Consider the following 26,801-nt stretch of genomic DNA (forward strand, 5'->3'; position numbering starts at 1 on the left):
CATGAAAGAAGCGACCGTCAACTTCAATCCCTTCCTGAAGCCGTGGGTGGCGCCGCAGCCGAACAACGTCGCTGGCAAGGGGCAGATCGAGATCCCCGGCCAGGTGGAGAACCAGGTCTGGCAGAACCGCAAGGCCGCACCGACCCAGTACGAAAACGACCTCGGCGATGCGCTCGAACGCGTATTCGAAGCCGGCGCGACCGAGCTGGACGAGGTCGTCGCGGGCCTGAACCGCATCGGCTTCCGCGCGCCGGACGGCACGGTATGGACACCTGAGCGCTTCCGCGCCGAAATGGCCTCGCTCGCGGAATGACCGCCTGAGCGCCGACCGCCGACCGACGACAACCGCATCCGGAGCACACTGATGACGTCCCCCGAACAACACGCAGCACAACACGACCCGGTCCGTGCCTATCTCGACCGCGGCATCAAGAACTACTGGTATCCCGTCGCGCCGAGCTGGCAGGTGTCGAATGCACCGGTCGGCCTCACGCGCCTGTCCGAGCAGATCGTGCTGTGGCGCGATCACGACGGCAAGGTCCACGCGCTCGAGGATCGCTGCCCGCACCGCGGCGCACGCCTGTCGCTCGGCTGGAACCTCGGCGGCAACATCGCCTGCTGGTATCACGGCATCGAAGTCGACGGCGGCGGCACGGTCAACCGCGTGCCGGCCGTATCGAACTGTCCGCTCGAAGGCACGAAGTGCGTGAAGTCGTATCCGGTCGAGGAGAAGGCCGGCGCGATCTTCCTGTGGTTCGGCGATGAAGCGCACGGCGAGCCGGCGCCGCTGAACCTGCCCGAGGAACTCGTCGACGACGCGTACGGCCACTTCCTGTGCGTGTCGAACTGGAAGTGCAATTACCAGTACGCGATCGACAACGTGATGGACCCGATGCACGGCGCGTACCTGCATGCCACGTCGCACTCGATGGCCGAAGGCGACAAGCAGGCCGACATGCGCGTGCGCAAGACGGAAACGGGCCTGATGTTCGAGAAGATCGGCCAGCGCGACGTGAACTTCGACTGGGTCGAGCTCGGTGAAACGGGCTGCCTGTGGATGCGCCTCGCGATCCCGTACAAGCAGAAGTTCGGCCCGGGCGGCAACTTCGGGATCATCGGCTTCGCGACGCCGGTCGACGGCGACAACTGCCAGGTCTACTTCTGGCGCACCCGCAAGGTCAGCGGCTGGCAGCGCGACGTGTGGCGCTTCATGTACCGCAACCGCCTCGAGGGCCTGCACTGGGACGTGCTCGAGCAGGACCGCTACGTCCTCGAAAGCCTCGCGCCGAATGCGCGCGATCACGAATACCTGTACCAGCACGACGTCGGCGTGACGCGCGTGCGCCGGATGCTGCGCACGCGTGCGCAGGAGCATCTTTCCGCGCTCGACGCGTATCGCGCGGCGCAGGCGCAGGCCGCATCGGAGCCGGCAAATGGCTGAGCGCGCTCCGGTCGTGTCGCTCGCGGGGCGCCGCGTGCTCGTCACGGGCGGCGCGCGCGGGCTCGGCGCGGCGTTCGTGAAGGCGCTCGTCGAAGCGGGCGCGCAGGTCGCGTTCGGCGACGTGCTGGCCGATGAAGGCCGCGCGCTTGCCGCGCAACTCTCCGCAGCCGGCCACGTCGCGCATTGCTTCGTACTCGATCTTGCCGATCCGGCGAGCGTCACCGCGTTCGTCGCGCAGGGCGCGGCGGCGCTCGGCGGCATCGATGCGCTGATCAACAACGCGGCGATCACGAACTCGGGCGGCAAGCTGTCGACCGAGCTCGACGTGTCGACCTGGGACGCCGTGATGAACGTGAACGTGCGCGGCCTGTGGCTCGTCAGCAATGCGGCGCTGCCGTATCTCGCGCAGTCGGGCCGCGGCGCGATCGTGAACCTTGCATCGGACACCGCGCTGTGGGGCGCGCCGAAGCTGCTCGCGTACGTCGCGAGCAAGGGCGCGGTGATCGCGATGACGCATGCGCAGGCACGCGAGTTCGGCGCGCACGGCGTGACGGTCAACGCGATCGCGCCGGGGCTGACCGAAGTCGAGGCGACGGCCTACGTGCCGGCCGAGCGCCACGCGTTCTACATGCAGGGCCGCGCGCTGACGCGTGCGCAGGTGCCCGACGACGTGACGGGCCCCGTGCTGTTCCTGCTGTCGGACGGCGCGCGCTTCGTGACGGGTCAACTGCTGCCGGTGAACGGCGGCTTCGTGATGAATTGATTGAATTGAAGTTTTCACTCTGATGAAGGAGAGGACGATGGCGGACGCCGATCTCGAACGCAAGTCGTGGGACCAGCCGGAAGGCGCAAGCTTCAACGACTGGATGGAAGGGCGCGTGGCGCGCTATGCGACCCGTCGCTACGACTGGGACGCACTGAAGTTCCAGGCCGACTACGACCCGAAGTACCGCCGTGCGCAGATGCGCTACGTCGGCACGGGCGGCACGGGCGTCGCGAAGGACGTCAACACGGTGCCGGCCGGCGGCTTCACGTTCTCGACGATGGTCATCCCGGCCGGCAACATCGGCCCGAGCCACATCCACATGGATGTCGAGGAAATCTTCTTCGTGCTGCGCGGCAAGATGAAGGTGATCTGCGAGCGTGACGGCGAGACGTGGGAAGCGATCCTCGGCGAGCGCGACCTGATCTCGGTGCCGCCGGGCGTGTATCGCACGGAAATCAACATCGGCGAGGAAGATGCGCTGATGTGCGTGATGCTCGGGTCGCCGAAGCCGGTCACGCCGACCTATCCGCCCGATTCGCCGCTCGCGAAGATCAAGCGCTGAGACGGAGCCGGTGAAGCAATGAGTGTCATCGACAAACGTGAACGCGACCGCACCGCGGCGTTCGCCGCGCTGCTCGGGCAGTTTCCCGAACAGCGTTGCGCGGCCGGCGCGGCGGGCACGATCGGTTATCGCGAAGCCGGCGCGCAGCATGCGGGCCGTGCATTGCCCGTCGTGCTGCTGCACGGCATCGGCTCGGGCGCCGCATCGTGGGTCCGCCAGCTCGACGCGCTCGGCGCATCGCGGCGCGTGCTCGCGTGGGATGCGCCCGGTTACGGCGCGTCGACGCCGGTGCAAGGCGCGTCGCCGGCCGCCGCCGATTACGCGGCATCGCTGAACGCGTGGCTCGAGGCACTCGGCATCGAACGCTGCGTGCTGGTCGGTCATTCGCTCGGCGCGATCATCGCGGGCGGTCTCGCCCGCGTGATGCCGGCGCGGATCGCCGGCCTGCTGCTGGTGTCGCCCGCGGGCGGCTACGGCAGCGCACCGGCTGAAACGCGCGAATCGCGCCGCGACGCGCGGCTCGCGCTGCTCGCTGAACTCGGCCCGGCCGGGCTCGCCGAGCAGCGCAGCGGCAACATGCTGTCCGGTTTCGCGAGCGAGGATGCGCGGGCGTGGGTGCGCTGGAACATGGCGCGCATCGTGCCGGCCGGCTACGCGCAGGCCACGCATCTGCTTGCGAATGCCGATCTCGCAACGGATCTCGCCGGCTTTCGCGGCCGCACGGCCGTGGCCGTCGGCGCGAACGACGCGATCACGCCGCCCGCGGCATGCGAGCGGATCGCCGCGGCCGCGCACGTCGGGCTGCAGGTGATTCCGCAAGCAGGCCATGCCGGCTACGTGGAAGCACCGGCCGTCTATTCCGCACTGATCGACACGTTCTGCCGTCAGTGCGACCAACAGCGGGGACTGGCATGAATTACGACCCCCACGCTCTCGTTCGTTCGCTTGGGGGGGGGGCGCAGCCCCCTCATACCCAGAATACCGATGCCTCCCTTGGGGCGGCCCGGCGGGAGGCATCATGAACGAACCGCTGCAACAACCCGAGCAGGAAAACGGCAAGGCCGAAGCCAGCTACGTGGTCCCCGGCCTCGAACGCGGGCTGCGGATCCTCGCCGAATTCTCGCCGCGCGAGCCCGTGCTCGGCGCGCCCGAATTGTCGAAGCGGCTCGGCATTCCGCGCACGACGGTGTTCCGTCTGCTGCAGACGCTCGAATCGCTCGGCTTCCTCGAGCGCGCGGACAAGGATCGCAACTACAAGCTCGGCATCGCCGTGCTGCGGCTCGGTTTCGAATACCTGAGCTCGCTGGAGCTGACCGATCTCGGCCTGCCGGTGATCGAGAGCCTGCGCGACGCGACCGGCTTCACGACGCACATCGTGATCCGCGACGGCCGCGACGTGGTGTTCGTCGCGAAGGCGCAGAGCCAGGCGCCGGTGTTCAGCTCGATCCGCGTGAACGTCGGCACGCGCTTGCCCGCGCATGCGACGACACACGGCCACGTGCTGATGGGCGACCTGTCGCTGAAGGAGCTGCATGCGCTGTATCCGGAAGGCGCGCTGAACCGGATGACGAACGCAACGCCGGAAACGGTCGACGCGCTGTACGAAGTGATCCGCGAGGATGCGCGGCGCGGCTACGGCGTCAGCAATTCGTCGTTCGAGCGCGGCATCTCGGTGGTCACCGCGCCGGTGCGCAACGAGACGCAGAAGATCGTCGCGTGCATCACGGTGACGGTGCCGAGGCCGGAGATCGACGCGGCGCTGATCGCGGACGGCCTGATCGACAAGGTGCAGCGCGCGGCGGCGGAACTGTCGCGGCGGCTCAATTACCGCTCGGATGACGAGCACACGTTTCTCAAGGCTTTAGGATTGAAATGAGACCCCCACGCATGCTTCGCACGCTGCCCCCCAAGGGGGCGGTCAATCCTCTTGGGGCGGCCCGGCGACCGATGAAACAGCCCCCACGTTCGCTTTGCTCACTGCCCCCCGAGGGGGCGGCCGGCCCTCTTGGGGCGGCCCGGCGAGGGCCGACGACATGATCCAGATCGATCTGACCGGGCAGGTGGCGGTGGTGACGGGCGGTTCGTCCGGCATCGGCCTCGCGACCGCCGAACGGTTCCTGCAGGCGGGCGCGTCGGTCGCGATTTGCGGCCGCGACAGCGAGCGCCTCGCGCGCGCCGAAGCGATGCTCGTTGAAAAGTATCCGGGTGCGCAACTGCTCGCCGCGCGCTGCAACGTGCTCGACGAAGCCGACGTGGATGCGTTCGCGCAAGCCGTATCGACGCGCTTCGGCCGTGCCGACATGCTGGTCAACAACGCCGGCCAGGGCCGCGTGTCGACCTTCGCCGACACGACCGACGACGCGTGGCGCGAAGAACTCGAACTGAAGTATTTCAGCATCATCCGCCCGACGCGCGCGTTCCTGCCGCTGCTGCGCGACGCGCAGGCGCCGACGATCACCTGCGTGAACTCGCTGCTCGCGCTGCAGCCGGAGCCGCACATGGTCGCGACGTCGTCGGCGCGCGCGGGCGTGCTGAGCCTCGTGAAGTCGCTCGCGACCGAGCTCGCGCCGCAGCGCATCCGCGTGAACTCGATCCTGATCGGCATCGTCGAGTCGGGCCAGTGGCGCCGCCGTTACGAAACGCAGTCGCAGTCCGGCGAAAGCTGGGAGGACTGGACGGGCGCGATCGCCCGCACGAAGAACATTCCGCTGAACCGCTTCGGCAAGCCTGACGAGGCCGCCTGGGCACTCTTTTATCTCGCAACGCATCTGTCGTCGTACACGACGGGCAGCCATATCGACGTTTCTGGAGGCTTTGCACGCCATGTCTAAAAAAACCACGGTTGGCGAGCTGATTGCCGCCTTTCTCGAGCAGTGCGGCGTGAAGACCGCATTCGGTGTCATCTCGATCCACAACATGCCGATCCTCGACGCGATCAACTCGCGCGGCAACATCCGGTATGTCGGTGCACGCGGCGAAGCCGGCGCCTTGAACATGGCCGACGGGCTGGCCCGCGTGTCGGGCGGCCTGGGCGTCGCGTTCACCAGCACGGGCACGGCGGCGGGCAACGCGGCCGGCGCGATGGTCGAGGCGCTGACGGCCGGCACCGCGCTGCTGCACGTCACGGGGCAGATCGAGACGCCGTACCTCGACCAGGATCTCGCGTATATCCACGAAGCGCCGGACCAACTGTCGATGCTGCATTCGATCTCGAAGGCCGCGTTCCGCGTGCGTACCGTCGAAACCGTGCTGCCGACGATCCGCGAAGCCGTGCGCATCGCGCAGACGGCGCCGACGGGCCCCGTGTCGGTCGAGATTCCGATCGACATCCAGGCCGCTGAAATCGAATGGCCGGAAGACCTCGCGCCGGCACACGTCGCGGTGCGCGAGCACGACACCGCCCGCGTCGCGAAGCTCGCCGACGCACTGGCGGCCAAGCGCCGCCCGTTGCTGTGGCTCGGCGGCGGCGCGCGCCACGCACGCGAGGAAGTCGAACGCCTCGTGAAGCTCGGCTTCGGCGTCGTGACGAGCGTGCAGGGCCGCGGCGTGCTGCCCGAGGATCACCCGGCGACGCTCGGCGCGTTCAACGTGCATGCGTCCGTCGAAGCGTTCTACAAGACCTGCGATGCGCTCGTCGTCGTCGGCTCGCGCCTGCGCGGCAACGAAACGCTGAAGTACAAGCTCGCGCTGCCGCAGCCGCTGTTCCGCATCGACGCCGACGCGCTCGCCGACAACCGCGGCTATCGCAACGAGCTGTTCGTGCATGGCGATTCGAAGCGCGTGCTGGCCGAGCTGGCCGACCGGCTCGAAGGCCGCCTGTCGGTCGATCCGCAGTTCGCGGCCGATCTCGCGGCCGCCCGCGAGCAGGCGGTGGCCGACGTGTCGAAGGGCCTCGGGCCGTACAAGCAGCTCGTCGACACGCTGCAGGGCGCCGTGGGCCGCGACTACAACTGGGTGCGCGACGTGACGATTTCGAACAGCACGTGGGGCAACCGCCTGCTGAAGATCTTCGAGCCGCGCTCGGGCGTGCATGCGCTCGGCGGCGGCATCGGCCAGGGCATCCAGATGGGCATCGGCGCGGCGCTGGCGGAAGCGGCGGCGAAGACGGTCTGCCTCGTCGGCGACGGCGGCCTGATGGTCAACGTCGGCGAGCTCGTCACGGCCGTGCAGGAAAACGCGAACGTGATGATCGTGCTGATGAACGACCAGTGCTACGGCGTGATCCGCAACATCCAGGACGCGCACTACGGTGGCCGCCGCTGCTTCGTGCAGCTGCACCAGCCCGACTTCGCGCAGTTCTGCGCGAGCTTCGGCCTCACGCACTACCGGATCTCGTCGCTCGACCAGGCAGAAGCGATCGTGCGCGAAGGGATGGCGAAGGCTGGCCCGGTGATGGTCGAGGTCGACATGCTGTCGGTCGGCGCGTTCGCGTCGAACTTCGCAGGCCCGCCGGTCAAGAAGGAAGAACCGTCGGAGCGCCAATATGCTTAACGGGCAAAAGCGGGCCCACGCACCCGTCGACGTCGCGATGATCGGCTTCGGTGCGATCGGCGCGGCCGTGTACCACGCGGTCGAGCACGACGCGTCGCTGCGCGTCGCGCACGTGATCGTGCCGGAACACCAGCGCGCGGCGGTGCAGGGCGTGCTGGGCGGCGTGGTGGAGGTCGTGTCGTCGGTCGACGCACTGGCCCGCCGCCCGGAGTTCGCGCTGGAATGCGCGGGCCACAGCGCGCTCGTCGATCACGTCGTGCCGTTGCTGAAGGCCGGCACCGATTGCGCGGTCGCGTCGATCGGCGCGCTGTCCGACCTTGCGCTGCTTGACGTGCTCGCACAGGCGGCCGACGAAGGCGACGCGACGGTCACGCTGCTGTCCGGCGCGATCGGCGGGATCGACGCGCTGGCGTCCGCGAAGCAGGGCGGCCTCGACGAAGTGCTGTACGTGGGCCGCAAACCGCCGCTCGGCTGGCTCGGTACGCCCGCCGAGGCACTCTGCGACCTGCGTGCGATGACCGGGGAAAAGGTGATCTTCGAAGGCAGCGCGCGCGATGCCGCGCGCCTGTATCCGAAGAACGCGAACGTCGCGGCCACCGTCGCGCTCGCGGGCCTCGGCCTCGACGCGACGCACGTGCGCCTGATTGCCGATCCGGCGGTCGAGCGCAACGTGCACCGCATCACCGCGCGCGGCGCATTCGGCGAGATGTCGCTGGAAATGAGCGGCAAGCCGCTGCCCGACAACCCGAAGACGTCCGCGCTGACGGCGTACAGCGCGATCCGCGCGCTGCGCAACCGCGCGGCCCGCTGCGTGATCTGACCGGGCCCTTGAAGGTCCGCCCGCGCCACGGCGAGGGCGGACGTGCAGAGACAGATTTGTGGGACTTGTGACATGACTCCTTTCGATACGAGCCTCGTACCCGACGGCAACATCCTGATCGGCGGCGAATGGCGGCGCGGCCGTGGCGCGCCTTACGCGAGCATCTATCCGGCCGACCAGTCGCTGAACATGGAAGTGTCGACCGCGGATGCGGAAGACGCGGCCGAAGCCGTCGTGGCTGCCGACGCCGCATGGCGCCGCGCCGACTGGGCCGGATTGAAGCCGCACCTGCGTGCGCAGGTGCTGTATCGCATCGCCGATCTGATCATGCAGCGCCACGAGGCGCTCGCGAACCTGCAACGCCGCGACAACGGCAAGCCGATCGGCGAGACGCGCGTGCTGGTGGCGAGCGCCGCGAACACGTTCCGTTATTTCGCGGCGTGCCTCGAGACGCTCGACGAGGAACTGACGCCGTCGCGCGGCGACTACCTGACGATGAGCGTGTACGAGCCGATCGGCGTGATCGCGGCGATCACGCCGTGGAATTCGCCGATCGCGTCCGATGCGCAGAAGCTCGCGCCGGCGCTGGCCGGCGGCAACGCGGTGGTGCTGAAGCCGGCCGAAGTCACGCCGCTCGTGTCGCTCGCGCTGGCGCGCATCTGCGAGGAAGCGGGCGTGCCGAAGGGCGTGCTGAGCGTGCTGCCGGGCAAGGGCTCGGTGATCGGCGACGTGCTCGTGCGCCATCCGCTGGTGAAGAAGGTGTCGTTCACGGGCGGCACCGAAGTGGGCCGCGGCATCGCGCGCATCGCGGCCGAGAAGCTGATGCCGGTGTCGCTCGAACTCGGCGGCAAGTCGCCGACGATCGTATGCGACGACGCCGATCTCGACCACGCGGTCAACGGCGTGCTGTACGGCATCTTCAGCTCGTCGGGCGAAGCGTGCATCGCCGGCTCGCGGCTGTTCGTGCAACGTTCGGTGTACGACGAATTCATGAAGCGTTTGGTGGCCGGCGCACGCAAGCTGCGCGTGGGCGACCCGACGCGGCCCGACACGCAGATGGGGCCGCTGATTACCGCAAAGCATCGCGAATCGGTGGAGCGCTACGTGGCGCTCGGTCTCGAGGAAGGTGGCCGCCTGCTGTGCGGCGGCGAACGGCCGTCGGGCGACGGGCGCGAGCACGGCTTCTTCTATCAGCCGACGATTCTCGAAGGCCTGCCGAACAGCGCGCGCATCTGCCAGGAAGAAATTTTCGGGCCCGTGCTCGTCGCGATGCCGTTCGACGACGAAGCGTCGCTGATCGCGCAGGCGAACGACAGCGTGTTCGGCCTGGCGGCCGGCATCTGGACGCGCGACTACAAGCGCGCCTGGCGCCTCGCGCGTGCGCTGGAAACGGGCACCGTCTGGATCAACACGTACAAGCTGTTTTCGATCTCCACGCCGTTTTCGGGCTGGAAGGAGAGCGGGATGGGGCGCGAGAAGGGGCGTCTCGGCATCCGCGAGTACATGCAGCAGAAGAGCCTCTACTGGGGCTTGAACGACGCGCCGCTGCCGTGGGCGAACTGAGCGAAGGGGAATGACGCAATGAGCATTTTGGGAATCGAGCAGATCACGTACGGCGTCGACGACCTCGCGACCTGCCGGCGCTTTTTCGCCGACTGGGGGATGAAGGAAGTCTCGCACGACGACGCGCGCGCACGCTTCGAGACGCTGAACGGCTGCACCGTGCTGGCCGTCAAGGCCGACGATCCGGCGCTGCCGCCTGCGTTCGAGGCGGGCCCGACGCTGCGTGAAGTCACGTGGGGCGTCGCGACGCAGCAGGAACTCGACGCGCTGCGCACGAAGCTCGCCGGCCAGCCCGGTTATTACGCGCAGGACGACGCGGTCGGCTGCATCGACCCGAACGGGATGGCGATCCGCATCGAAGTCACGCGCAAGCGCGCACTCGACATCACGGGCTCGCCGTCGAACGTGTGGGGCCAGACGCTGCGCGTCGACCAGCCGAGCCCGATCTATGCGCGCGCGGAGCCGGTCGAGGTCGGGCATGTCGTGTTCTTCACGAACTGCCTCGATGCGCAGGAAAAGTTCTACCACGAGCTGCTGGGCTTCGAGACGTCCGACCGTTACCCGGGCCGCGGTGCGTTCATGCGCTGCGCGCCGCACGGCGGCCACCACGACCTGTTCCTGCTCGCGCTGCCGAACGGCAAACGCGGCCTGAACCACGTCGCGTTCACCGTGCGCGACATCCACGAGGTGTTCGGCGGCGGCATGCACATCGACCGCTGCGGCTGGGAAACGCAACTCGGCCCGGGCCGTCATCCGGTGTCGTCCGCGTACTTCTGGTACTTCCAGAACCCGGCCGGCGGCCTGATCGAGTACTACGCGGACGAAGACGTGCTGACGCCCGAGTGGCAGCCGCGCGAATTCGAGCCGGGCCCGACCGTGTTCGCCGAATGGGCGGTCGACGGCGGCCTCGATGGCAACACGCGCCGGCAGAAGAACGCGAAGGCGCCGGAAGGCAAGTTCATGACGGAGCGCAAATCGTGAGCGAAGAGAACGCACAGGAGCCGGCCGCGCCCGGCACGGTCGTCGTGATCGGCGGCGGCCAGGCCGCCGGCTGGGTGTTGAAGACGCTGCGCGCGGAAGGCTTTGCGGGCCGCCTCGTGATGATCGCGGATGAACCGCATTTGCCGTACGAGCGTCCGCCGTTGTCGAAGGCCGTGCTGGCCGGCGACGCCGACATCGAAACCGTGCGCGTCGTGCGTCCTGACGAATTCGACGCGCTGAACGTGGAAGCATGGCAGCCGGAACGCGCCGCATCGATCGACCGCGCGCGCCGCGTCGTGACAACCGAAAGCGGCCGCGAGATCGAATACGACCGTCTCGTGATCGCGACCGGCGGCACGTCGCGCCGCTTGCCGGATGCGCTCGTGAGGACCCCGAACCTGCATTACCTGCGCACGCTCGACGAAGCAGCCGCGCTCGGCGAGAAGCTGCGTGCGAGCCGGCGCGTGCTCGTGATCGGCGGCGGCTGGATCGGCCTCGAGGTCGCGGCGACCGCGCGCAAGCTCGGCGTCGAAGCGGTGGTCGTCGAAGGCGCGCCGCGGCTGTGCGGCCGCTCGGTGCCTCAGATCGTGTCGGATTTCCTGCTCGACCTGCACCGCGCGAACGGTGTCGACGTACGCCTCGGCGCGGCGCTTGCTTCGCTCGACGCGCAGCCGGACGACGCGTCGAAGGTGCGTGCAACGCTCGCCGACGGCACGACGATCGACGCCGATTTCGCGGTGGCCGGCATCGGCCTCGCACTGAACGCGTCGCTCGCGAGCGATGCGGGGCTGGCGATCGACGACGGCATCGTCGTCGACGAATTCGGCGCGACGAGCGACCCGGCGATCTTCGCGTGCGGCGACGTCGCGAACCATCACAACGGCTGGCTGAAGCGGCGCGTGCGGCTCGAATCGTGGGCCAACGCGCAGAACCAGGCGATCGCGGCCGCGAAAGCCGTGCTCGGCGTGCGTGCGCCGTACGCGGAGATTCCGTGGTTCTGGTCCGATCAGTACGACGTGAACCTGCAGATCCTCGGCGATCTGCCGGCCGATGCGCAGCTCGTCGTGCGCGGCGATCTTGCCGCGCGCCGCGCGACGCTGTTTTTCGTGGGCGAAGGACATGTGAGAGGTGTCATCGCCGTCAACAACGCACGTGAGCTGAAGCTCGCGCGCAAGTGGATGAACCAGGGCCGGGCAGTGGATACGGAAGCCCTGGCAGACACGAGCAAGACACTGGCCTGACCGGGCGACGAGACACAGGAGACAACCCGCATGAGCACTTTCGACAACGTCGTGGCCGGTCGCGCCACGATGGAAGCTGCCGCCTCCACGCCCGGCGCGATCATCGCGCGGCTCGAGCGGCTTCCCGCCAACGCGATGCAGATCCGCGCGCGCGTGCTGATCGGCACCGCGACGTTCTTCGACGGCTTCGACGTGATCACGATCGCGGCGACGCTGCCGCTGCTGATTCACAAATGGGGGCTGTCGCCGACGCAGATCGGCATGCTGATCGCGTCCGGCGCGATCGGCCAGCTGATCGGCGCCTTCCTGTTTCCCGCGCTGGCCGAGAAGCATGGCCGCGTGAAGGCGATCGCGTGGAGCTCGGCCGTGATCGGCATCACGAGCATCGCGTGCGGCTTCGCGCCGACCTTCGAGATCTTCGTGCTGCTGCGGATTCTGCAGGGCCTGGGCCTCGGCGGCGAGTTGCCGGTCGCGGCGACGTACATCAACGAGATCACGCGTGCCCATGGCCGCGGCCGCTTCGTGCTGCTGTACGAGATCGTGTTCCCGATCGGGCTGCTCGTGTCGATGGCGCTCGGTGCGTGGCTCGTGCCGCGCTTCGGCTGGGAAATCATGTACTTCGTCGGCGGGCTGCCGCTGATCCTGTCGCTCGTGCTCACGCGCCTCGTGCCGGAATCGCCGCGCTGGCTCGCGTCGCGCGGGCGGCTCCCGGAAGCCGGGCGGGCGGTCGGCGTGTTCGAAGCATCGGTGCGCGGCGAGCTGCCGCCGGTCACGCAGGCAGCGGCGTTCGACGAGATGGTGCGCCAGCATCCGAAGCGCAAGATGAGCGACCTGTTCAGCGCCGCGTATCGCAAGCGCACGCTCGCGGTGGCGACGTTGTGGGCGACCTGCGGATTCATCCAGTACGGGCTGTCGACGTGGCTGCCGACGATCTACAAGAACTTCTATCACGCGCCGCTGCAGCTCGCGCTGAACCTCGCGGTGATCGGCTCGGTGATGGGGGTGCTCGGGTCGCTGGCGTCGGCGCTGCTCGTCGACAAGCTCGGCCGCAAGCCGGTGATCGTGTGGTCGTTCGTGCTGTGCGCGCTGTCGCTGGCGTTTGCGGGCTTCTATCACGCGTCGTCGGTGTACGTCGTGTCGATCTTCTGCTCGCTGTCGCTCGGGTTGATGGCGTCGGGGTTCATTACCGCGTACGTCTATACGCCGGAGCAGTATCCGACGAGCATCCGTGCGTCGGGCTGCGGCCTCGGCAGCGCATGGCTGAAGATCGCGTCGTTCGTCGCGCCGATGGTGGTGCCGCACGCGATTATCGGCGGCAACCTCGCGCCGGCGTTTTACCTGATCGGCATCGTGCCGCTGATCGCGGCGGTGACCGTGCACTTCGTCGGGATCGAGACGAAGGGGAAGGTGCTCGAAGCGCTTGAAGCGTAAGCGCTGGCGGCGGTAACGGATGAAGTGAAGCGGCCCGGGCGATGTCCGGGCCGTTTTGTCTGGTGGCGATCGGGGTGCCGCGCCGGAGCGGGGCGTGCGAACGCGTGCAATGGCCGACTTGCGGCTTGCGTGTTCTAATTCACGATCCCGTTTTTCGACCGACTGTCGCCATGCCTTTATTCGAACCCGTCACGCTGGATACGTCCCGCCTCGTCCTGCGGCCGCTACGCGACGCCGACGCGCCGACTTTCTTCGAGATCTGGTCCGATGCGGAAGCGATGCGCTATTTCTCGCTCTCGCCGATGACGCAGATCGAGCAGGCCGAGGCGCGCGTCGCGCGCAACGTGCAGACGTCCGCGAGCGGGGAGAGCCTGACCTGCGTGCTCGAACTGCGGGAAACCGGCGAAGCGCTCGGCGAATGCGTGCTGTTCCACGCGAACGCGCAATGCCGGCGCGCCGAGATCGGCTTCAGCCTGCGGCGCGCGTTCTGGCGCGGCGGATACATGCGCGAAGCGGCGTCGGCCATGATCGATCATGCGTTCGGCACGCTGCGGCTGAACCGGCTCGAGGCCGATATCGATCCGCGCAACGCCGCGTCCGCGGGGCTGCTCGAACGGCTGGGCTTCGTGCGGGAAGGGCTGCTGCGCGAACGCTGGATCGTCGGCGACGAAGTGTCGGACAGCGCGCTGTACGGGTTGCTGGCGAGCGATCGCCGCTGATGCGGCGGCGGCAGCAGCGGATCATTGCGCGGCAGGAACGATCGCGCACGCGTTGATGCAACGACGCCGGGCAATCGGGTTCGGCCCGCCAGGTTCGACTCGGCGGCCGGCCGATGAGGGTGTATTCACAACTTCGCGAGCCAGCCCTCGACCTTGTCTTTCCCGCGCAGCGTTGCAACCCATCGATCGGGCAACGCCTGTTCGCCGTACAGCACGCCGGCGAGGCCGCCGGCGATGGCCGCGGTCGTATCCGTGTCGTTGCCGAGCGCGATCGCGCGCTTCACGCAGTCCTCGTAGCTGCCCGTGGACAGCAGACAATGGATCGCCGACCAGAAACTGTCGACCACATAACCCGATCCTTGCGGCGCGTCGAAGCGGCCGTCGAGCACGATCTTCAGTTCGATTTCGTCGGTCGTGCCTTCGTAGCGCGCGAGCAGTTCGTCCTCTGCCGCGCGCACCGCATCGGGCGCGGGCTGGCCATCGACGATCCTCAGCGCCGTCAGGCAATAGAGCGCGCAGCAAAGCTGCGAACGCACGTGGCCATGCGTGACGACGCTCTGCTTGCGCGCGAGCCGGATCGCGTCGTCATACGACGCGGCGACGATCACGACGGGCAAGCAGCGCATCAGCGAGCCGTTGCCGTTGTCGCGCTCGTCGCGGGGCCCGGCCGCTGCGGGCGCGGCGCCGGCCGCCAGCGCATGGAACGCGCGTTGCGTCTGCAGGCCGACGTCGAATACGCGGCCGTCCGGCGTGAATGCGCCGCGATGAAACCAGTCCAGCAGGTTGCCGGCGAACGTATCGAGATTCAGGTCGTGCTCGCGCAGCAGTGCGTCGAGCAGCGCGAGTGCCTGCGCACCGTCATCGCTCCAGGTGCCGGTCGGTACGCCGTCATGCGCGCGAGCGAAGCCCGGCGGCGGGGTCATGTCGATCGCTGCAGGCGGCGGAATCGAAGCGGCGTCGTGGAATTCGTACGGCACGCCGAGCGCGTCGCCGATCAGCAGGCCAAGCAGGCCGCCGCGCAGGCGGGATCGTCGGTTCGGAATCGGTGTCATCGAAAGGAGTTCGGGTTGGGACGGCTTGCGTCGCGGAAGACCGTGTACAAGACCTTGAGCTGAACCCCGTCATTATGCAGTCGCCGCCAATTGGCGTACTTTTCCGACGGTTCACCGGGCGCCTTCGCGCGGTGGCAGCCGCAGTCGTCGTTGAAACGACCCGCGATGATTACGTCAACGCCTGCCCGGCCGCCACGTCGACAGGCACTTCGCGCTCCAGTGCCCGGGCGGCGAGTTCCCCGACCCAGTCCGCATCGGCGGGATCGACGACGCCATATTGGGCCGGCGGAAAAAAAGCATGGTGGTGAGCCGCCGCAGTCAGGCGCTCGCATTCGGCGCGAGACAGCAGACAGGACGTCACGGTCAATGGCGCCGCCGGTCCACTCCATCTCAATCCGATGCGGATAGGGGTGCGTGGCGCAAATGCAATTGCCAATTCTCGCCGCGGGATCAACCGTTTCGTCTCCGAGGGGAACGTTGGCGGCCCGTACCAGCTGTCTGCCGCAATTAGCTGATCCAGCACCAGCCAATGACCGACGGACGTTCGGGCCAGGATCCACTGCCTTACTCGGGCCCTGCTGGATCTGAGCTCGCCGTCGATCCATTCCTCGACGTAGAGGGGCTCCGGATCGTAGTCGTCCGACCACACGATGATTGCCGAACATAGCGTATGGCGCTCCAATTCGACATGCCCGTTGGACGGCATTTCTCGCCAGTACCGCTGCCGGGTACCGTACGTCGCGACGCACCAGTTCAGGCCGATCCACGCTGCGATGAAGAGCGCCGTGACCCATATGACGGTGACGGCTGTTTCGCCAACCGCACGATCCATATCAAAGGCCGGATCGACCATTCCGCGGTATGCAAGCAGACCCAGCAAGTACGCGAGCATCGGGATCACAGGCCCGACTACGACCGGCATCATCAGAATGGCGAGCCAGTTTCGGACATGCACGCTCCCCGCCGACTTGGCGCGCGCACGCTCCTCATCGCTCATCGCCGCGACTTCCCGCGCGGCAATGTCGTCGCTCGGGGTGTGGAACCGCTCGTAATTATTCTGGCATTGGGACATTCGACGGGCGTTTGGTGAAAGGGGGCGATAAAGCAGGAGTTGCCTCAAGAAACTGATTCTTGCATACGTCAGGGTCTGCTTGCGTGCGGAACGCATGTGCGGTCCGTATGCAAGCAGACCCTGGCCGATGTGCTGCGGCCGGTGCGAAACCCTGCCGCAGCGGCCCGCGTGCGCGGGCGTGCCGGCTGCGCGGTTCGCGAGCGAGTGGTTGGCCGTGTGACGCGTGCGCCGCGCCGGCAGGCGCGCGGGATTCTCGAGCGTGGATGACTTGCCGGATTCACGGGGCGAACGTACGCTTGGTCGATATCACGGTCCACCCACAGGTTCTCGACCATGCAAGCTCATCCTCTGCGTCTTTCCCCCGGCGACGATTTGCGCGGCGCGATCGAGCACGCGTTGCGCGGCCACGCATCGCACGCGGCCTTCGTGATCCAGGGCATCGGCAGCCTGAGCGTCGCGCAGTTGCGTTTCGCCGGCGCGGACCAGCCGACAGAACTGCGCGGCGACCTCGAAATCCTGACGCTGGCCGGCTCGGTATCGCCGGACGGCGCGCATCTGCATATGTCGATCTCGGATGCGGCCGGCCGCGTGACGGGCGGCCACGTCGCGAGCGGCTGCGTGGTGCGCACGACGGCCGAGATTCTGCTCGTGCTGCTGCCCGCGCATCGTTTTTCGCGCGAAGCCGATGCGGGCACCGGCTTCAACGAACTGGTGATCCGGAGCGCGCCTTCGTGAGGGGGGCCGCGACACCGCGTCGACACTGCGATGTGCCGATCGCGGCCTCCTTTCCGCACCGCATGAAAAAAGCGCCGCGGCCTTTCGGCCTGCGGCGCCTTCCAGGGCGCTGCGACGTCAACCACCCGTCGCAGCCCGCTCCGCGTGCTTACATCTGCACGGTGTCGGCCACTTCCTTGAAGTCTTCGATCTGGTCGAAGTTCATGTACTTGTAGATCTGGTCGCCGTTCGCGTTGAGCACGCCCATGTCGGCCATGTACTCTTCCTTGGTCGGGATCTTGCCCAGACGCGAGCAGATCGCCGCCAGTTCCGCCGAGCCGAGGTACACGTTCGTGTTCTTGCCCAGGCGGTTCGGGAAGTTACGGGTCGACGTCGACATGACCGTCGCGCCTTCGCGCACCTGTGCCTGGTTACCCATGCACAGCGAGCAGCCCGGCATTTCGGTACGCGCACCGGCCGTGCCGAACACGCCGTAGTGGCCTTCTTCGGTCAGCTGCTTCTGGTCCATCTTGGTCGGCGGCGCGACCCACAGCTTGACCGGGATGTCGCGCTTGCCTTCGAGCAGCTTCGACGCGGCGCGGAAGTGACCGATGTTGGTCATGCACGAGCCGATGAACACTTCGTCGATCTTCGCACCTGCGACGTCGGACAGCGTCTTCACGTCGTCCGGGTCGTTCGGGCATGCGACGATCGGCTCGTGGATGTCGGCGAGGTCGATCTCGATGACGGCCGCGTATTCGGCGTCCGCATCCGGCGCCAGCAGTTGCGGGTCGGCCAGCCACTGTTCCATTGCCTGGATGCGGCGCTGCAGGCTGCGCGGATCCTGGTAGCCCTGTGCGATCATCCACTTCAGCAGCGTGATGTTGCTGTTGAGGTACTCGATGATCGGTTCCTTGTTCAGGTGCACCGAGCAACCGGCTGCCGAACGCTCGGCCGACGCATCCGACAGTTCGAACGCTTGCTCGACCTTCAGGTCGGGCAGGCCTTCGATTTCGAGGATGCGGCCGGAAAAGATGTTCTTCTTGCCTTGCTTGGCGACCGTCAGCATGCCTTGCTTGATCGCGTACAGCGGGATCGCGTTGACGAGGTCACGCAGCGTGACGCCCGGCTGCATCTTGCCCTTGAAGCGGACCAGCACCGATTCCGGCATGTCCAGCGGCATCGTGCCGGTGGCGGCCGCGAACGCGACCAGGCCCGAACCTGCCGGGAAGCTGATGCCGATCGGGAAGCGCGTGTGCGAATCGCCGCCGGTGCCGACGGTGTCGGGCAGCAGCATGCGGTTCAGCCACGAGTGGATCACGCCGTCGCCCGGGCGCAGCGCGATGCCGCCGCGCGTGCTGATGAAGTTCGGCAGCGTCTGGTGCGTCTTCACGTCGACCGGCTTCGGATACGCGGCGGTGTGGCAGAACGACTGCATCACGAGGTCGGCCGAGAAGCCGAGGCACGCGAGATCCTTCAGTTCGTCGCGGGTCATCGGGCCCGTGGTGTCCTGCGAGCCGACCGAGGTCATCTTCGGTTCGCAGTACGTGCCCGGGCGCACGCCCTGGCCTTCCGGCAGACCGCACGCGCGGCCGACCATCTTCTGCGCGAGCGAGAAGCCCTTGCCGCTGTCGGCCGGCTGGTGCGGCAGGCGGAACAGCGTCGACGGCGCGAGGCCGAGCGCTTCACGTGCCTTCGCGGTCAGGCCGCGGCCGATGATCAGCGGAATGCGGCCGCCGGCGCGCACTTCGTCGAACAGCACGTCGGACTTGACCTGGAATTCGGCGATGACCTTGCCGTCCTTCAGCGCCTTGCCTTCGTACGGGCGCAGTTCGACCACGTCGCCCATTTCCATCTGCGACACGTCGAGTTCGATCGGCAGCGCGCCGGCGTCTTCCATCGTGTTGTAGAAGATCGGGGCGATCTTGCCGCCGAGGCACACGCCGCCGAAGCGCTTGTTCGGCACGAACGGGATGTCTTCGCCGGTGAACCACAGCACCGAGTTGGTGGCCGACTTGCGCGAGGAGCCGGTGCCGACCACGTCGCCCACGTAGGCGACCAGGTGACCCTTTTCCTTCAGTGATTCGATGAACTTGACCGGGCCGCGCTTGCCGTCTTCTTCCGGCGTGATGCCCGGGCGTGCGTTCTTCAGCATCGCCAGTGCGTGCATCGGGATGTCCGGGCGGGTGGTCGCGTCCGGGGCCGGCGACAGGTCGTCGGTGTTGGTTTCGCCCGTCACCTTGAACACGGTGATGGTCAGGCTTTGCGGCACTTCCGGACGGCTCGTGAACCATTCGGCGTCGGCCCAGCTCTGCAGCACGGCCTTCGCGTGCGCGTTGCCCTTGTCGGCGAGTTCCTTGACGTCATGGAACTGGTCGAACATCAGCAGGGTTTTCTTCAGTGCGTCGGCGGCCACGGCAGCGACGGCTTCATCGGACAGCAGCTCGATCAGCGGCTGGATGTTGTAGCCGCCGAGCATCGTGCCGAGCAGTTCGGTCGCGCGTTCGCGCGAGATCAGCGGGCAGGCGGTCTCGCCCTTGGCCACGGCGGCCAGGAAGCCGGCCTTCACGCGGGCGGCTTCGTCGACGCCGGCAGGCACGCGATGGGTGATCAGGTCGAGCAGCGTCTGCTCTTCGCCGGCGGGCGGGTTCGTCAGCAGTTCCACCAGTTCGGCGGTCTGCTGAGCCGTCAGCGGCAGGGGAGGAATACCGAGCGCGGCGCGGGCGGCCACGTGAGCACGAAAGTTTTCAAGCATGGGGAGACCTGCTGATATTGCGTTTGAGGGGAAGGCCTTGCCGGCACTCCGGGGCTGTTCCAGACACTGCTTTGCAGCGGGATTCTAATCTCAATGATCTTTAACGTCAAATGTCTTATGTCTTATATAAGAGTTGATGGTCGAGACACGGGGAGGCGCGGTGGCACGGGGCGGCGCTGTTTGGAGGTGTGTTCCGGAGGCTCGGCTGGGTGCGGATGCGAGCAAGGTGTTCCGGGTGGTTCTGGCAAGGACCGCGGGAGGTGCGGAGGGCGGCGCGGTGCGCTACCGGTAACGAAGCCTCGGGAGCCCGGTTGCCGGCGGCGCATATATCTGCACAAGCACGCAAGAAACGCCACATACAGGCCGCGTTCGCGCGCCTACGCTCTATTTCACGCGACTTTCAATCAGATTTGAAAAGACGGAGCGGGCATCGGTGCGTGCCGCTTGCCTGTCAAGGAATGGCCTGGAAGGCCGCGAGCCCTTGAATCCAGTCGATCGAGCACATGCCGATGGCGTCATGACGGTGTGCGCTATTTCCGCTTGGCGCGATACGCGTCGAGGTTCTTCCGCGCCTGCGCGCGGATTGCGCGTTGCACGAAAGGCGTCCAGCCGAGCAGGGCGCCTTTCAGCCCCAGCGCCTGACGCGCCCAGCGCCACAGGTCGAAGCTGTCGCGATGCTCGGCGATGCGTCCGTCGCGGAACAGGAACCGTGCGTCGATCCGGTTGACTACCATCCGGCCGGTCGCGGTGAAGCGGTAATGGGCGATCCACTCGGCGCGTCCGGCCTGTTGATCCGCGTCGACGTCGCCGAACGTCAATGAAAAGTCCTGCGCCCGCGCGACCAGCATGCGCCACATGTCGCGTGCGAGGTCGCCGCGCAGCTCGCCGAATGCGGGGTCGCTGAAGACGACGTCATCGGCATAGCAGTCGAGCATCGCGTCGATGTCGCGCTGCTGGAACGCCGTGTAGAAGCGCTGGATCAACTCGGTGTGCGGGTGGCTCATCGTGGGGTGTGTTGTCGTTGGAAATGCAGCGGGGTCTCGACGCGGTGGCCGGAGATTAGGCCGATTGAACCTCAGGTGCGTGCCATACGGCAAGGATGCGCTGATCGACTCGATGTCGACGCGTCTTCCCCGCCGCGATGCAGGTTACGCGCAGACGTTCGGTGTGACCACCGTCCGGACCGTGACATCCGTCGCGACATCGATCGAGAAAATGACCGTCAACAGCGGGAATTGATGCAGGCGTGCGCGGTTCCGGTTCAGCCGTCGTGACCCGAACGCGGCCTGCGCGTCACCGGCCGCCCGTCAGCGGCTCGCCAGCGCGACGTCCTGGTTGCCGCGCCCCGTCACCAGGCAGCCCGACATGAAGGCTTCGCTCTGGCTGCTGGCGGCTGCTTCGCCGAAACCGCGGCCGAGCGCATCGACCTTCACCTGCGCGGCACCTTGTTCGCACGCGAGCGGGCTGGTGTCGCGGCCCTGCGCATGCAGGATCGCGCGATCGCCAATGAGATACGCCAGCAGTGCGAAAACAGCGATATGTACGGCTCGTCTCATGGTTCGTCTCCTCGTGGCTCAAGCGTAACGCGGACCCGTTTGACGAAGCACTTGGGGGTTCCCCCGGTAAACGTCTGCTGAAATGGGGCGGGCTGAGTGATCCTGTCCCGTTTTTCGTGGTGTGCCGGAGGGGGAGGCATCGCTTCAGTGCGTGTGGCAGGCGAAACCGGACGGGCAGTGAGGCATTCGCGCGACGGTTGTCCGTGCGACTGGCGCGCGATTCACGAGAGTTTGACGAATGTCAGGGTGCGGACGGGAGGGGGCGGTCGCGCAGCCGTTCAAAGCGATAGCATGAATACATGATTTGACGGAACGCGATCGCGGAGGCATGCATCGGTTCCGGCAAGCAGGTGCGTGTTGAACATCGCTATCGAATTAGTGAGGAATCCAAATGCTTAACGTCTCTTCCGTCCTGATCAGCCTCGCCCCGATGTGGGCCATCCTGCTCGTTGCATCGTCGGCAGCAGCCTATTTCGTGTTCTGGCGCAAGGTCATCGATTAAGCGCTGCGCCGCTGCGCGTGTGAGAGGCAACGCGCACTGCCAACCTGGGGCCCATCGGCGAACGAGCCCTCGACGCGCTGCCGCGCGTCATCCCCGTCATTGCACGGCCGTTACCGGCACATTCGAAATCCGCACCAGCCGGCCCATCACGCTGCGGCGGAACACCGACATCAGCGCATGAAACGGATCGTGCCGCGGCGCGACGACCACGATTTCGTCGCAACCCGTCTCGGCCGCCACGGACGCGATCGTATCGGCCACCGGGCCCACCTTCATCACGACGCTGTACTTGACGCCGGCTTCTCGCAGGATCCGCTCGGCCATGGCCAGATCGTCGGACGCGAACTTCTCCTCGATCGAACGCAGCCGCGACAGCGGATAGTAGGCCTCGAGCCGCGTCGATTCGAGCGGCGCCTGGACGTTGATCAGCACGATTTCCGACGCGCACCGTTCGCGATACAGGAAGGTTGCGTGGCGAACCGCCTGAAGCGAGCGGGGAGAGTGGCCGACCGGAACCAGCAGCTTGAGCATGGACTTTGTCCAGAAAACGAGATGATTCCAGCGTAGCGTGCCGCCGGACCGAACGATCTAAAGAGAATGGGCGACCGCGTAAAAATGTCGTCAACACGTGCCGCCTCGTGCCGCGCCTAATAGAAATATAAGAAATTTAAGTTTATGCGCATAAACGATTTCATCGGCCTGGGCGGCGCGTGCGAAGCGTGGCCCGCCGCCCCGATTCAGTCGGAACCGCAATGAATCGCGGCGGAAAATATCGGAGGTTGCCGATCCGGCGTCGCGTAGAGTAGTGCATCGGCCGCGGCGCGGCCGCTCCCGGCCGGTTCGGGCGCGACCGCCGCCCTGCGGCCCGCCATTCCATTCCGATTCCAGGAGACTCCGCATGCCGCACGGCGCCCCGCAGCTTCTCGCTCCCGCTTCCATCCCCGTCGACCCGATCGTGCGCCTGTCGGCGGGCGAGCTCGCGTCGGCGATCCGCAGCAAGGCCGTGTCGTGCGTCGAGACGATGCGCGCGTACCTCGATCACGTCGAGCGCGTGAACGGCGCGGTCAACGCGATCGTCGCGCTGCGCGATCGCGACGCGCTGCTCGCTGAGGCCGCGGAAAAGGATGCCGCGCTGGCGCGCGGCGAGTACCACGGCTGGATGCACGGGATGCCGCAGGCGCCGAAGGATCTGGCGATGACGAAGGGGCTGCGGACGACCTACGGCTCGCCGATCTTCCGCGAGAACGTGCCGCAGGCCGATTCCGTGGGCGTCGCGCGGACGCGCGCGGCCGGCGCGATCTTCATCGGCAAGACCAACACGCCCGAATTCGGGCTCGGCTCGCACACGTTCAACGAGGTGTACGGCGCGACGCGCAACCCGTACGACCTGACCAGGAGTGCGGGCGGCAGCAGCGGCGGCACGGCGGCGGCGCTCGCGTCGCGGATGCTGCCGGTGGCGGACGGCAGCGATTTCGGCGGTTCGCTGCGCAATCCGGCCGCGTTCTGCAATATCTACGGCTTCCGCCCGTCGCAGGGCCGCGTGCCGCGCTGGCCGGGCGTCGACGTGTTCGTGCAGCAGCTCGGCATCGAAGGGCCGATGGGCCGTACGGTCGGCGACGTCGCGCAACTGCTCGCGATTCAGGCCGGCTACGACCGCAACGATCCGCTGTCGCTCGCGGACGATCCGGCTGTATTCGCGCAGCCGCTCGACGCCGACCTGCGCGGCAAGCGCATCGCATGGGTCGGCGACTGGAACGGTTATCTCGCGACCGAGGCGGGCGTGCTCGCGCTGTGCGAACAGGGGCTGGCGACGCTGCGCGAGATCGGCTGCGACGTCGATGCCGCGTTGCCGGCGTTCGCGCCCGACCGGATCTGGCGCCTGTGGCTCGCGCACCGGCACCTGCTGTCCGGCGGCGGGCTGCTTGCGCACTATCGCGACCCGGCGCGGCGCGCGCTGCTGAAGCCCGAGGCGATCTACGAGGTCGAAGGGCTGCTCGCGATGCAGGGCGCGGCCGTGTTCGACGCGAGCGTCGAGCGCACTGCGTGGCATCAGGCCGTGCTGAGCTTCTTCGACCGCTACGACTTCATCGCGGCGCCGACCGCGCAGGTGTTCCCGTTCGACGTCGACCAGCGCTGGCCGAAGGAGATCGCGGGCCGTGCGATGGATACCTACCACCGCTGGATGGAAACGGTCGTGCCGTGGACGCTGGCCGGCTGCCCGGTGATCAGCGTGCCGGTCGGCTTCAACGACGCGGGGCTGCCGATGGGAATGCAGCTGATCGGGCGTCCGCGTGCCGATCTCGCCGTGTTGCAGTTGGCGCGCGGCTACGAGCAGGCGGCTGACTGGGTCGGCGGGCGGTTGCCGGCGTGGATGGCGGCGTAGCGCGGCGCTGGCCGAGCGTTGAGAGCCGATAGCCGATAGCCGATAGCCGATAGCCGATAGCCGGAAGCCGGAAGCCGGAAGCCGGAAGCCGGAAGCCGGAAGCCGGAAGCCGAAGCCGAAGCCGAAGCCGAAGCCGGAAGCCAAAGCCAAAGCCAAAGCCAAAGCCAAAGCCAAAGCCAAAGCCAAAGCCAAAGCCAAAGCCAAAGCCAAAGCCAAAGCCAAAGCCAAAGCCAAAGCCAAAGCCAAAGCCAAAGCCGGTTGCGGATCGCGCGTGACAGATGGAGAGGCGGGCGGCGGAAAGCCGCCCGTTTTGCGTTGATACGCAAGCGTATTGTTCGCCTGTACGCGCCGCGCCGCGTACAGGCGTGTTGTGCGACGGTCTGGCGTCATGTCGCTGACGCTGGACAGCACGTTCCGCGTCGCCGCCGTTCGTGTCGCTGAAGCGTTCGATGTGCAGTGCGACACACGGGACGGCTGACAGCCCCTTTGGCATCGCCTGCGACAGCCAACAACCGCCGCCATCGATTGACGCGGCGCGAGAACGAATGTCGGCACACGCCTGGAAATCGCCCGGCAAACGCGGACGAATCGCCTCAAGCACGTACGCCGGTCGCGGAATTGCAAGCGGCCGCGCGGCGTGATTTCGTTTCGATGTGTTTCAGTCGTTGCGGCCGCGCGCGGCGCGCTTCGACAATATCGGGCTCAACCATTCGGGCACGAGGACAACACATGAAGCAGATTCGCGCGACGGGCCGGCACCTGGCCTCGGCAGGCATCGCGTTCGGCATCCTGGCAAGCGGCACCGCGCACGCGCAGCTCGACCTGCAGTCGCTCGGCGCATCGCTGCTCGGCGGCGGGCAGCAGCAGGCGGCGCCCACGCAGGGCGGCGTCGCGCAATTGCTGCAGGCCTATGTCGGCGCGAACCAGCAGGTGCTGACCGGCCAGTCGTCGCTCGCGTCGGCGATGGGGCTGACCGGTGCTGCCGGGCAGGCACAGCAGGCCGCGAGCCAGCTGACCGGCGGCAATGCGCTGACGCCGGCCGCGCTGTCGCAGATGGGCGGCGCGCAGCAATCGGTGTCGCAGGCGCTCGGGCAGGCATTCGCGAGCGGCGGGGCGACGCACGGCCCGATCGACAAGCAGGCGTTCAGCAACGGCCTCGCGTCGCTCGGGCAGGGGCTCACGCAGTATTCGCAGCTGCAGTCGGGGCTCGGCAATCTCGGTTCGACGAGCGCGGCGTCGTTGTTGCAGTCGGGCCTGAATCCGCAGAACATGCAGGCTGCGTCGTACATCGCGCAAAGCGCGCCGGGCCAGTTGCAGTCGCTCGCGACGACGCTCAGCCAGGCCGTGCAGTTCGCGACGAGCCAGGGCATTTCGGTGCCGTCGGTCGCATCGTCCGCGCTGAAGCTGCTGCCGTAAGATTGCGCGGGGCCACGCGCGATGCGGTGCCGGCATCGCGCGCGACGACGAAGATGACCCCGCCCAACATGGGGATTTCGCGCGATGCTATCGTGGCGTGTCCCTTTTTTCGGTGCAGGTTCATGACAGACTCGTTCGACCTCTCGCGCTATTTCTCCCGCATCGGCTACGACGGCCCGGTCGAGCCGACGCTCGACGTGCTGCGCCGGCTGCACCTGCTGCACCCGCAGGCGATTCCGTTCGAAAACCTCAATCCGCTGACCGGTGCGCGCGTCGCGCTCGACCTGCCGTCGATCGTCGACAAGGTGCTCGCGCATCGCCGCGGCGGCTACTGCTTCGAACTCAACAAGCTGTTCTACACCGCGCTCACGGCGATCGGCTTTCGCGTGACGCCGATGATCGCGCGCGTGCGCTGGATGCTGCCGCCGGAAGTCGCCACCGCGCATACGCACATGCTGCTGCGCATCGATCTCGACGGCGCGGCCTGGCTCGCGGACATCGGCTTCGGCAGCGCGACGCTCACCGCGCCGCTGCGTTTCTTGCCGGACGAGCGGCAGTTGACGCCGCACGGCGCGTTCCGCGTCGCCGCCGCGCCGGTCGACGGTGAATTCGACATGCAGATCGAGACGCCCGAAGGCTGGCAGACCACCTATCGCTTCCAGCCGAAGCGGGTCGAGTGGATCGATTACGACGCCGCGAACTGGTTCACGTCGACGTATCCCGAATCGATCTTCCTGCATAACCTGATCGCCTGCCGCGTGCTGCCGGACGGCCGTGCGGCGCTGCGCAACACCACGCTGACGATCCGCGATGCGGCGGGCGTCGGGCGCACCGTCACGTTCGACGATGCGGCCGCATGGGGCGCGTGCCTGCGCGACACGATCGGCATCGACACGACGGGATTCGATCTCGACGCGCTGTTCGCGCGGCTGGCGGCGCGCGCCGCGACGTAACCCGGACTCACGATCGATCGCCAACGGCGGCCCGCAAACACGGGCCGCGGCTGCGGTTGACATTTGCTAGATTGCTAGCATACTAGCTCCATGACCGATGAAGAAGTGAAGCAATTCAACGTGTACCTGCCGCTCAGCCTGATCCGGCAGGTCAAGCATCGCGCCATCGAAACGGAGCAATCGCTGTCCGCGCTGGTGGCCGACGCATTGCGCGCGTACCTGGCCGCGCCGCCGCCGGGCGAGGGGCCGTCCACCAAGGAGAATTGAAATGAACGCGTCCCACCCACGCACGTGAGAGCAAGAGAGGGGTGGATCCTCACGGGCCAACGGCATCGATGTGCCCAGGTGGAAAATGCACGCATTTCCCGGCAACCGGAGGATCC

25 protein-coding genes are annotated in these 26,801 nt (G+C 67.2%); 19 read left to right on the forward strand and 6 right to left on the reverse strand.

Going from position 1 to position 26,801, the window contains the following annotated elements; all coding sequences use genetic code 11:
- The first annotated feature begins 1 nt into the window (after position 1).
- The 14 genes from CFB82_RS23430 (at position 2) to CFB82_RS23495 (ending at position 14,015) form a co-directional block, all read left to right on the forward strand.
- Positions 2-313, forward strand: coding sequence for a recombinase-like helix-turn-helix domain-containing protein (locus tag CFB82_RS23430; protein WP_069251900.1), 312 nt, complete (start codon positions 2-4; stop codon positions 311-313).
- A gap of 51 nt (positions 314-364) precedes the next feature.
- A complete protein-coding gene (locus CFB82_RS23435; RefSeq protein WP_069251899.1) occupies positions 365-1,441 on the forward strand; it encodes an aromatic ring-hydroxylating dioxygenase subunit alpha in 1,077 nt (358 codons plus the stop codon).
- The gene (locus tag CFB82_RS23440; protein WP_089485476.1) at positions 1,434-2,204 is read left to right on the forward strand and encodes an SDR family oxidoreductase; all 771 of its coding nucleotides are present in this window, start codon (positions 1,434-1,436) and stop codon (positions 2,202-2,204) included. Before CFB82_RS23435 ends, CFB82_RS23440 begins: the two co-directional genes overlap by 8 nt.
- A gap of 37 nt (positions 2,205-2,241) precedes the next feature.
- Positions 2,242-2,769 (forward strand): cupin domain-containing protein, encoded by a 528-nt coding sequence (locus CFB82_RS23445; protein WP_039344094.1) that lies wholly within the window; start codon positions 2,242-2,244, stop codon positions 2,767-2,769.
- Between the two features lie 18 nt (positions 2,770-2,787).
- Positions 2,788-3,684 (forward strand): alpha/beta fold hydrolase, encoded by an 897-nt coding sequence (locus CFB82_RS23450; RefSeq protein WP_089485477.1) that lies wholly within the window; start codon positions 2,788-2,790, stop codon positions 3,682-3,684.
- Between the two features lie 103 nt (positions 3,685-3,787).
- Entirely contained in the window at positions 3,788-4,645 is an 858-nt protein-coding gene (locus CFB82_RS23455) for an IclR family transcriptional regulator (protein WP_089485478.1), read from the forward strand.
- A 157-nt stretch (positions 4,646-4,802) separates the two neighbouring features.
- Complete coding sequence (locus CFB82_RS23460; protein WP_089485479.1) at positions 4,803-5,600, forward strand: SDR family oxidoreductase; 798 nt, start codon at positions 4,803-4,805, stop codon at positions 5,598-5,600.
- On the forward strand, positions 5,593-7,260 hold the full coding sequence (locus CFB82_RS23465; RefSeq protein WP_089485480.1) for a thiamine pyrophosphate-binding protein: 1,668 nt from the start codon (positions 5,593-5,595) through the stop codon (positions 7,258-7,260). Before CFB82_RS23460 ends, CFB82_RS23465 begins: the two co-directional genes overlap by 8 nt.
- The gene (locus CFB82_RS23470; protein ID WP_089485481.1) at positions 7,253-8,080 is read left to right on the forward strand and encodes an aspartate dehydrogenase; all 828 of its coding nucleotides are present in this window, start codon (positions 7,253-7,255) and stop codon (positions 8,078-8,080) included. The genes CFB82_RS23465 and CFB82_RS23470 overlap by 8 nt, the downstream gene beginning before the upstream one ends.
- Positions 8,081-8,152: 72 nt before the next feature.
- Positions 8,153-9,643 (forward strand): aldehyde dehydrogenase, encoded by a 1,491-nt coding sequence (locus CFB82_RS23475; protein WP_089485482.1) that lies wholly within the window; start codon positions 8,153-8,155, stop codon positions 9,641-9,643.
- A gap of 18 nt (positions 9,644-9,661) precedes the next feature.
- Complete coding sequence (locus tag CFB82_RS23480) at positions 9,662-10,624, forward strand: VOC family protein (RefSeq protein ID WP_089485483.1); 963 nt, start codon at positions 9,662-9,664, stop codon at positions 10,622-10,624.
- Positions 10,621-11,865, forward strand: a complete 1,245-nt coding sequence (locus CFB82_RS23485) for an NAD(P)/FAD-dependent oxidoreductase (protein WP_089485484.1) — start codon at positions 10,621-10,623, stop codon at positions 11,863-11,865. Before CFB82_RS23480 ends, CFB82_RS23485 begins: the two co-directional genes overlap by 4 nt.
- A gap of 30 nt (positions 11,866-11,895) precedes the next feature.
- Positions 11,896-13,296 carry an MFS transporter gene (locus CFB82_RS23490; protein ID WP_089475139.1) on the forward strand — a complete coding sequence of 467 codons (1,401 nt, stop codon included), beginning with the start codon at positions 11,896-11,898 and terminating at the stop codon, positions 13,294-13,296.
- Positions 13,297-13,466: 170 nt separating this feature from the next.
- Positions 13,467-14,015, forward strand: coding sequence for a GNAT family N-acetyltransferase (locus CFB82_RS23495; protein ID WP_089485485.1), 549 nt, complete (start codon positions 13,467-13,469; stop codon positions 14,013-14,015).
- Positions 14,016-14,140: 125 nt separating this feature from the next.
- Here CFB82_RS23495 and CFB82_RS23500 read toward each other — a convergent pair whose 3' ends face one another.
- Together CFB82_RS23500 and CFB82_RS23505 are read right to left on the reverse strand one after the other, a co-directional pair.
- On the reverse strand, positions 14,141-15,067 hold the full coding sequence (locus tag CFB82_RS23500; protein WP_089485486.1) for an ADP-ribosylglycohydrolase family protein: 927 nt from the start codon (positions 15,065-15,067) through the stop codon (positions 14,141-14,143).
- Between the two features lie 169 nt (positions 15,068-15,236).
- Positions 15,237-16,235 (reverse strand): hypothetical protein, encoded by a 999-nt coding sequence (locus CFB82_RS23505; RefSeq protein ID WP_256990451.1) that lies wholly within the window; start codon positions 16,233-16,235, stop codon positions 15,237-15,239.
- A 237-nt stretch (positions 16,236-16,472) separates the two neighbouring features.
- On the opposite strand from CFB82_RS23505, the gene CFB82_RS23510 reads away from it, so the two are divergent.
- Positions 16,473-16,874, forward strand: coding sequence for a PPC domain-containing DNA-binding protein (locus CFB82_RS23510; RefSeq protein ID WP_069251886.1), 402 nt, complete (start codon positions 16,473-16,475; stop codon positions 16,872-16,874).
- Positions 16,875-17,022: 148 nt separating this feature from the next.
- On the opposite strand, the gene acnB is transcribed toward CFB82_RS23510, so the two are convergent.
- The 4 genes from acnB to CFB82_RS23530 all read right to left on the reverse strand — a co-directional run bounded on the left by acnB (position 17,023) and on the right by CFB82_RS23530 (position 22,197).
- Positions 17,023-19,608 carry a bifunctional aconitate hydratase 2/2-methylisocitrate dehydratase gene (gene acnB, locus CFB82_RS23515; RefSeq protein ID WP_089485488.1) on the reverse strand — a complete coding sequence of 862 codons (2,586 nt, stop codon included), beginning with the start codon at positions 19,606-19,608 and terminating at the stop codon, positions 17,023-17,025.
- A gap of 530 nt (positions 19,609-20,138) precedes the next feature.
- Positions 20,139-20,612: a nuclear transport factor 2 family protein gene (locus CFB82_RS23520; RefSeq protein WP_089485489.1), complete on the reverse strand. Its 474-nt coding sequence runs from the start codon at positions 20,610-20,612 to the stop codon at positions 20,139-20,141.
- Between the two features lie 303 nt (positions 20,613-20,915).
- On the reverse strand, positions 20,916-21,164 hold the full coding sequence (locus tag CFB82_RS23525) for an adhesin (RefSeq protein WP_089447941.1): 249 nt from the start codon (positions 21,162-21,164) through the stop codon (positions 20,916-20,918).
- A gap of 598 nt (positions 21,165-21,762) precedes the next feature.
- On the reverse strand, positions 21,763-22,197 hold the full coding sequence (locus CFB82_RS23530) for a universal stress protein (RefSeq protein ID WP_089485490.1): 435 nt from the start codon (positions 22,195-22,197) through the stop codon (positions 21,763-21,765).
- A gap of 367 nt (positions 22,198-22,564) precedes the next feature.
- On the opposite strand from CFB82_RS23530, the gene CFB82_RS23535 reads away from it, so the two are divergent.
- From CFB82_RS23535 to CFB82_RS23555, 4 genes are all read left to right on the forward strand, one after another.
- On the forward strand, positions 22,565-24,049 hold the full coding sequence (locus CFB82_RS23535; RefSeq protein WP_089485491.1) for an amidase: 1,485 nt from the start codon (positions 22,565-22,567) through the stop codon (positions 24,047-24,049).
- A gap of 729 nt (positions 24,050-24,778) precedes the next feature.
- Entirely contained in the window at positions 24,779-25,465 is a 687-nt protein-coding gene (locus CFB82_RS23545; protein ID WP_089485492.1) for a hypothetical protein, read from the forward strand.
- Positions 25,466-25,587: 122 nt separating this feature from the next.
- The gene (locus CFB82_RS23550; protein WP_089485493.1) at positions 25,588-26,418 is read left to right on the forward strand and encodes an arylamine N-acetyltransferase family protein; all 831 of its coding nucleotides are present in this window, start codon (positions 25,588-25,590) and stop codon (positions 26,416-26,418) included.
- A gap of 90 nt (positions 26,419-26,508) precedes the next feature.
- Positions 26,509-26,685: a ribbon-helix-helix domain-containing protein gene (locus CFB82_RS23555; protein ID WP_089485494.1), complete on the forward strand. Its 177-nt coding sequence runs from the start codon at positions 26,509-26,511 to the stop codon at positions 26,683-26,685.
- The last annotated feature ends 116 nt before the right edge of the window (positions 26,686-26,801 follow it).

Source organism: Burkholderia sp. HI2714 (assembly GCF_002223085.1).
GTDB classification, from domain to species: Bacteria; Pseudomonadota; Gammaproteobacteria; order Burkholderiales; family Burkholderiaceae; genus Burkholderia; species Burkholderia lata_D.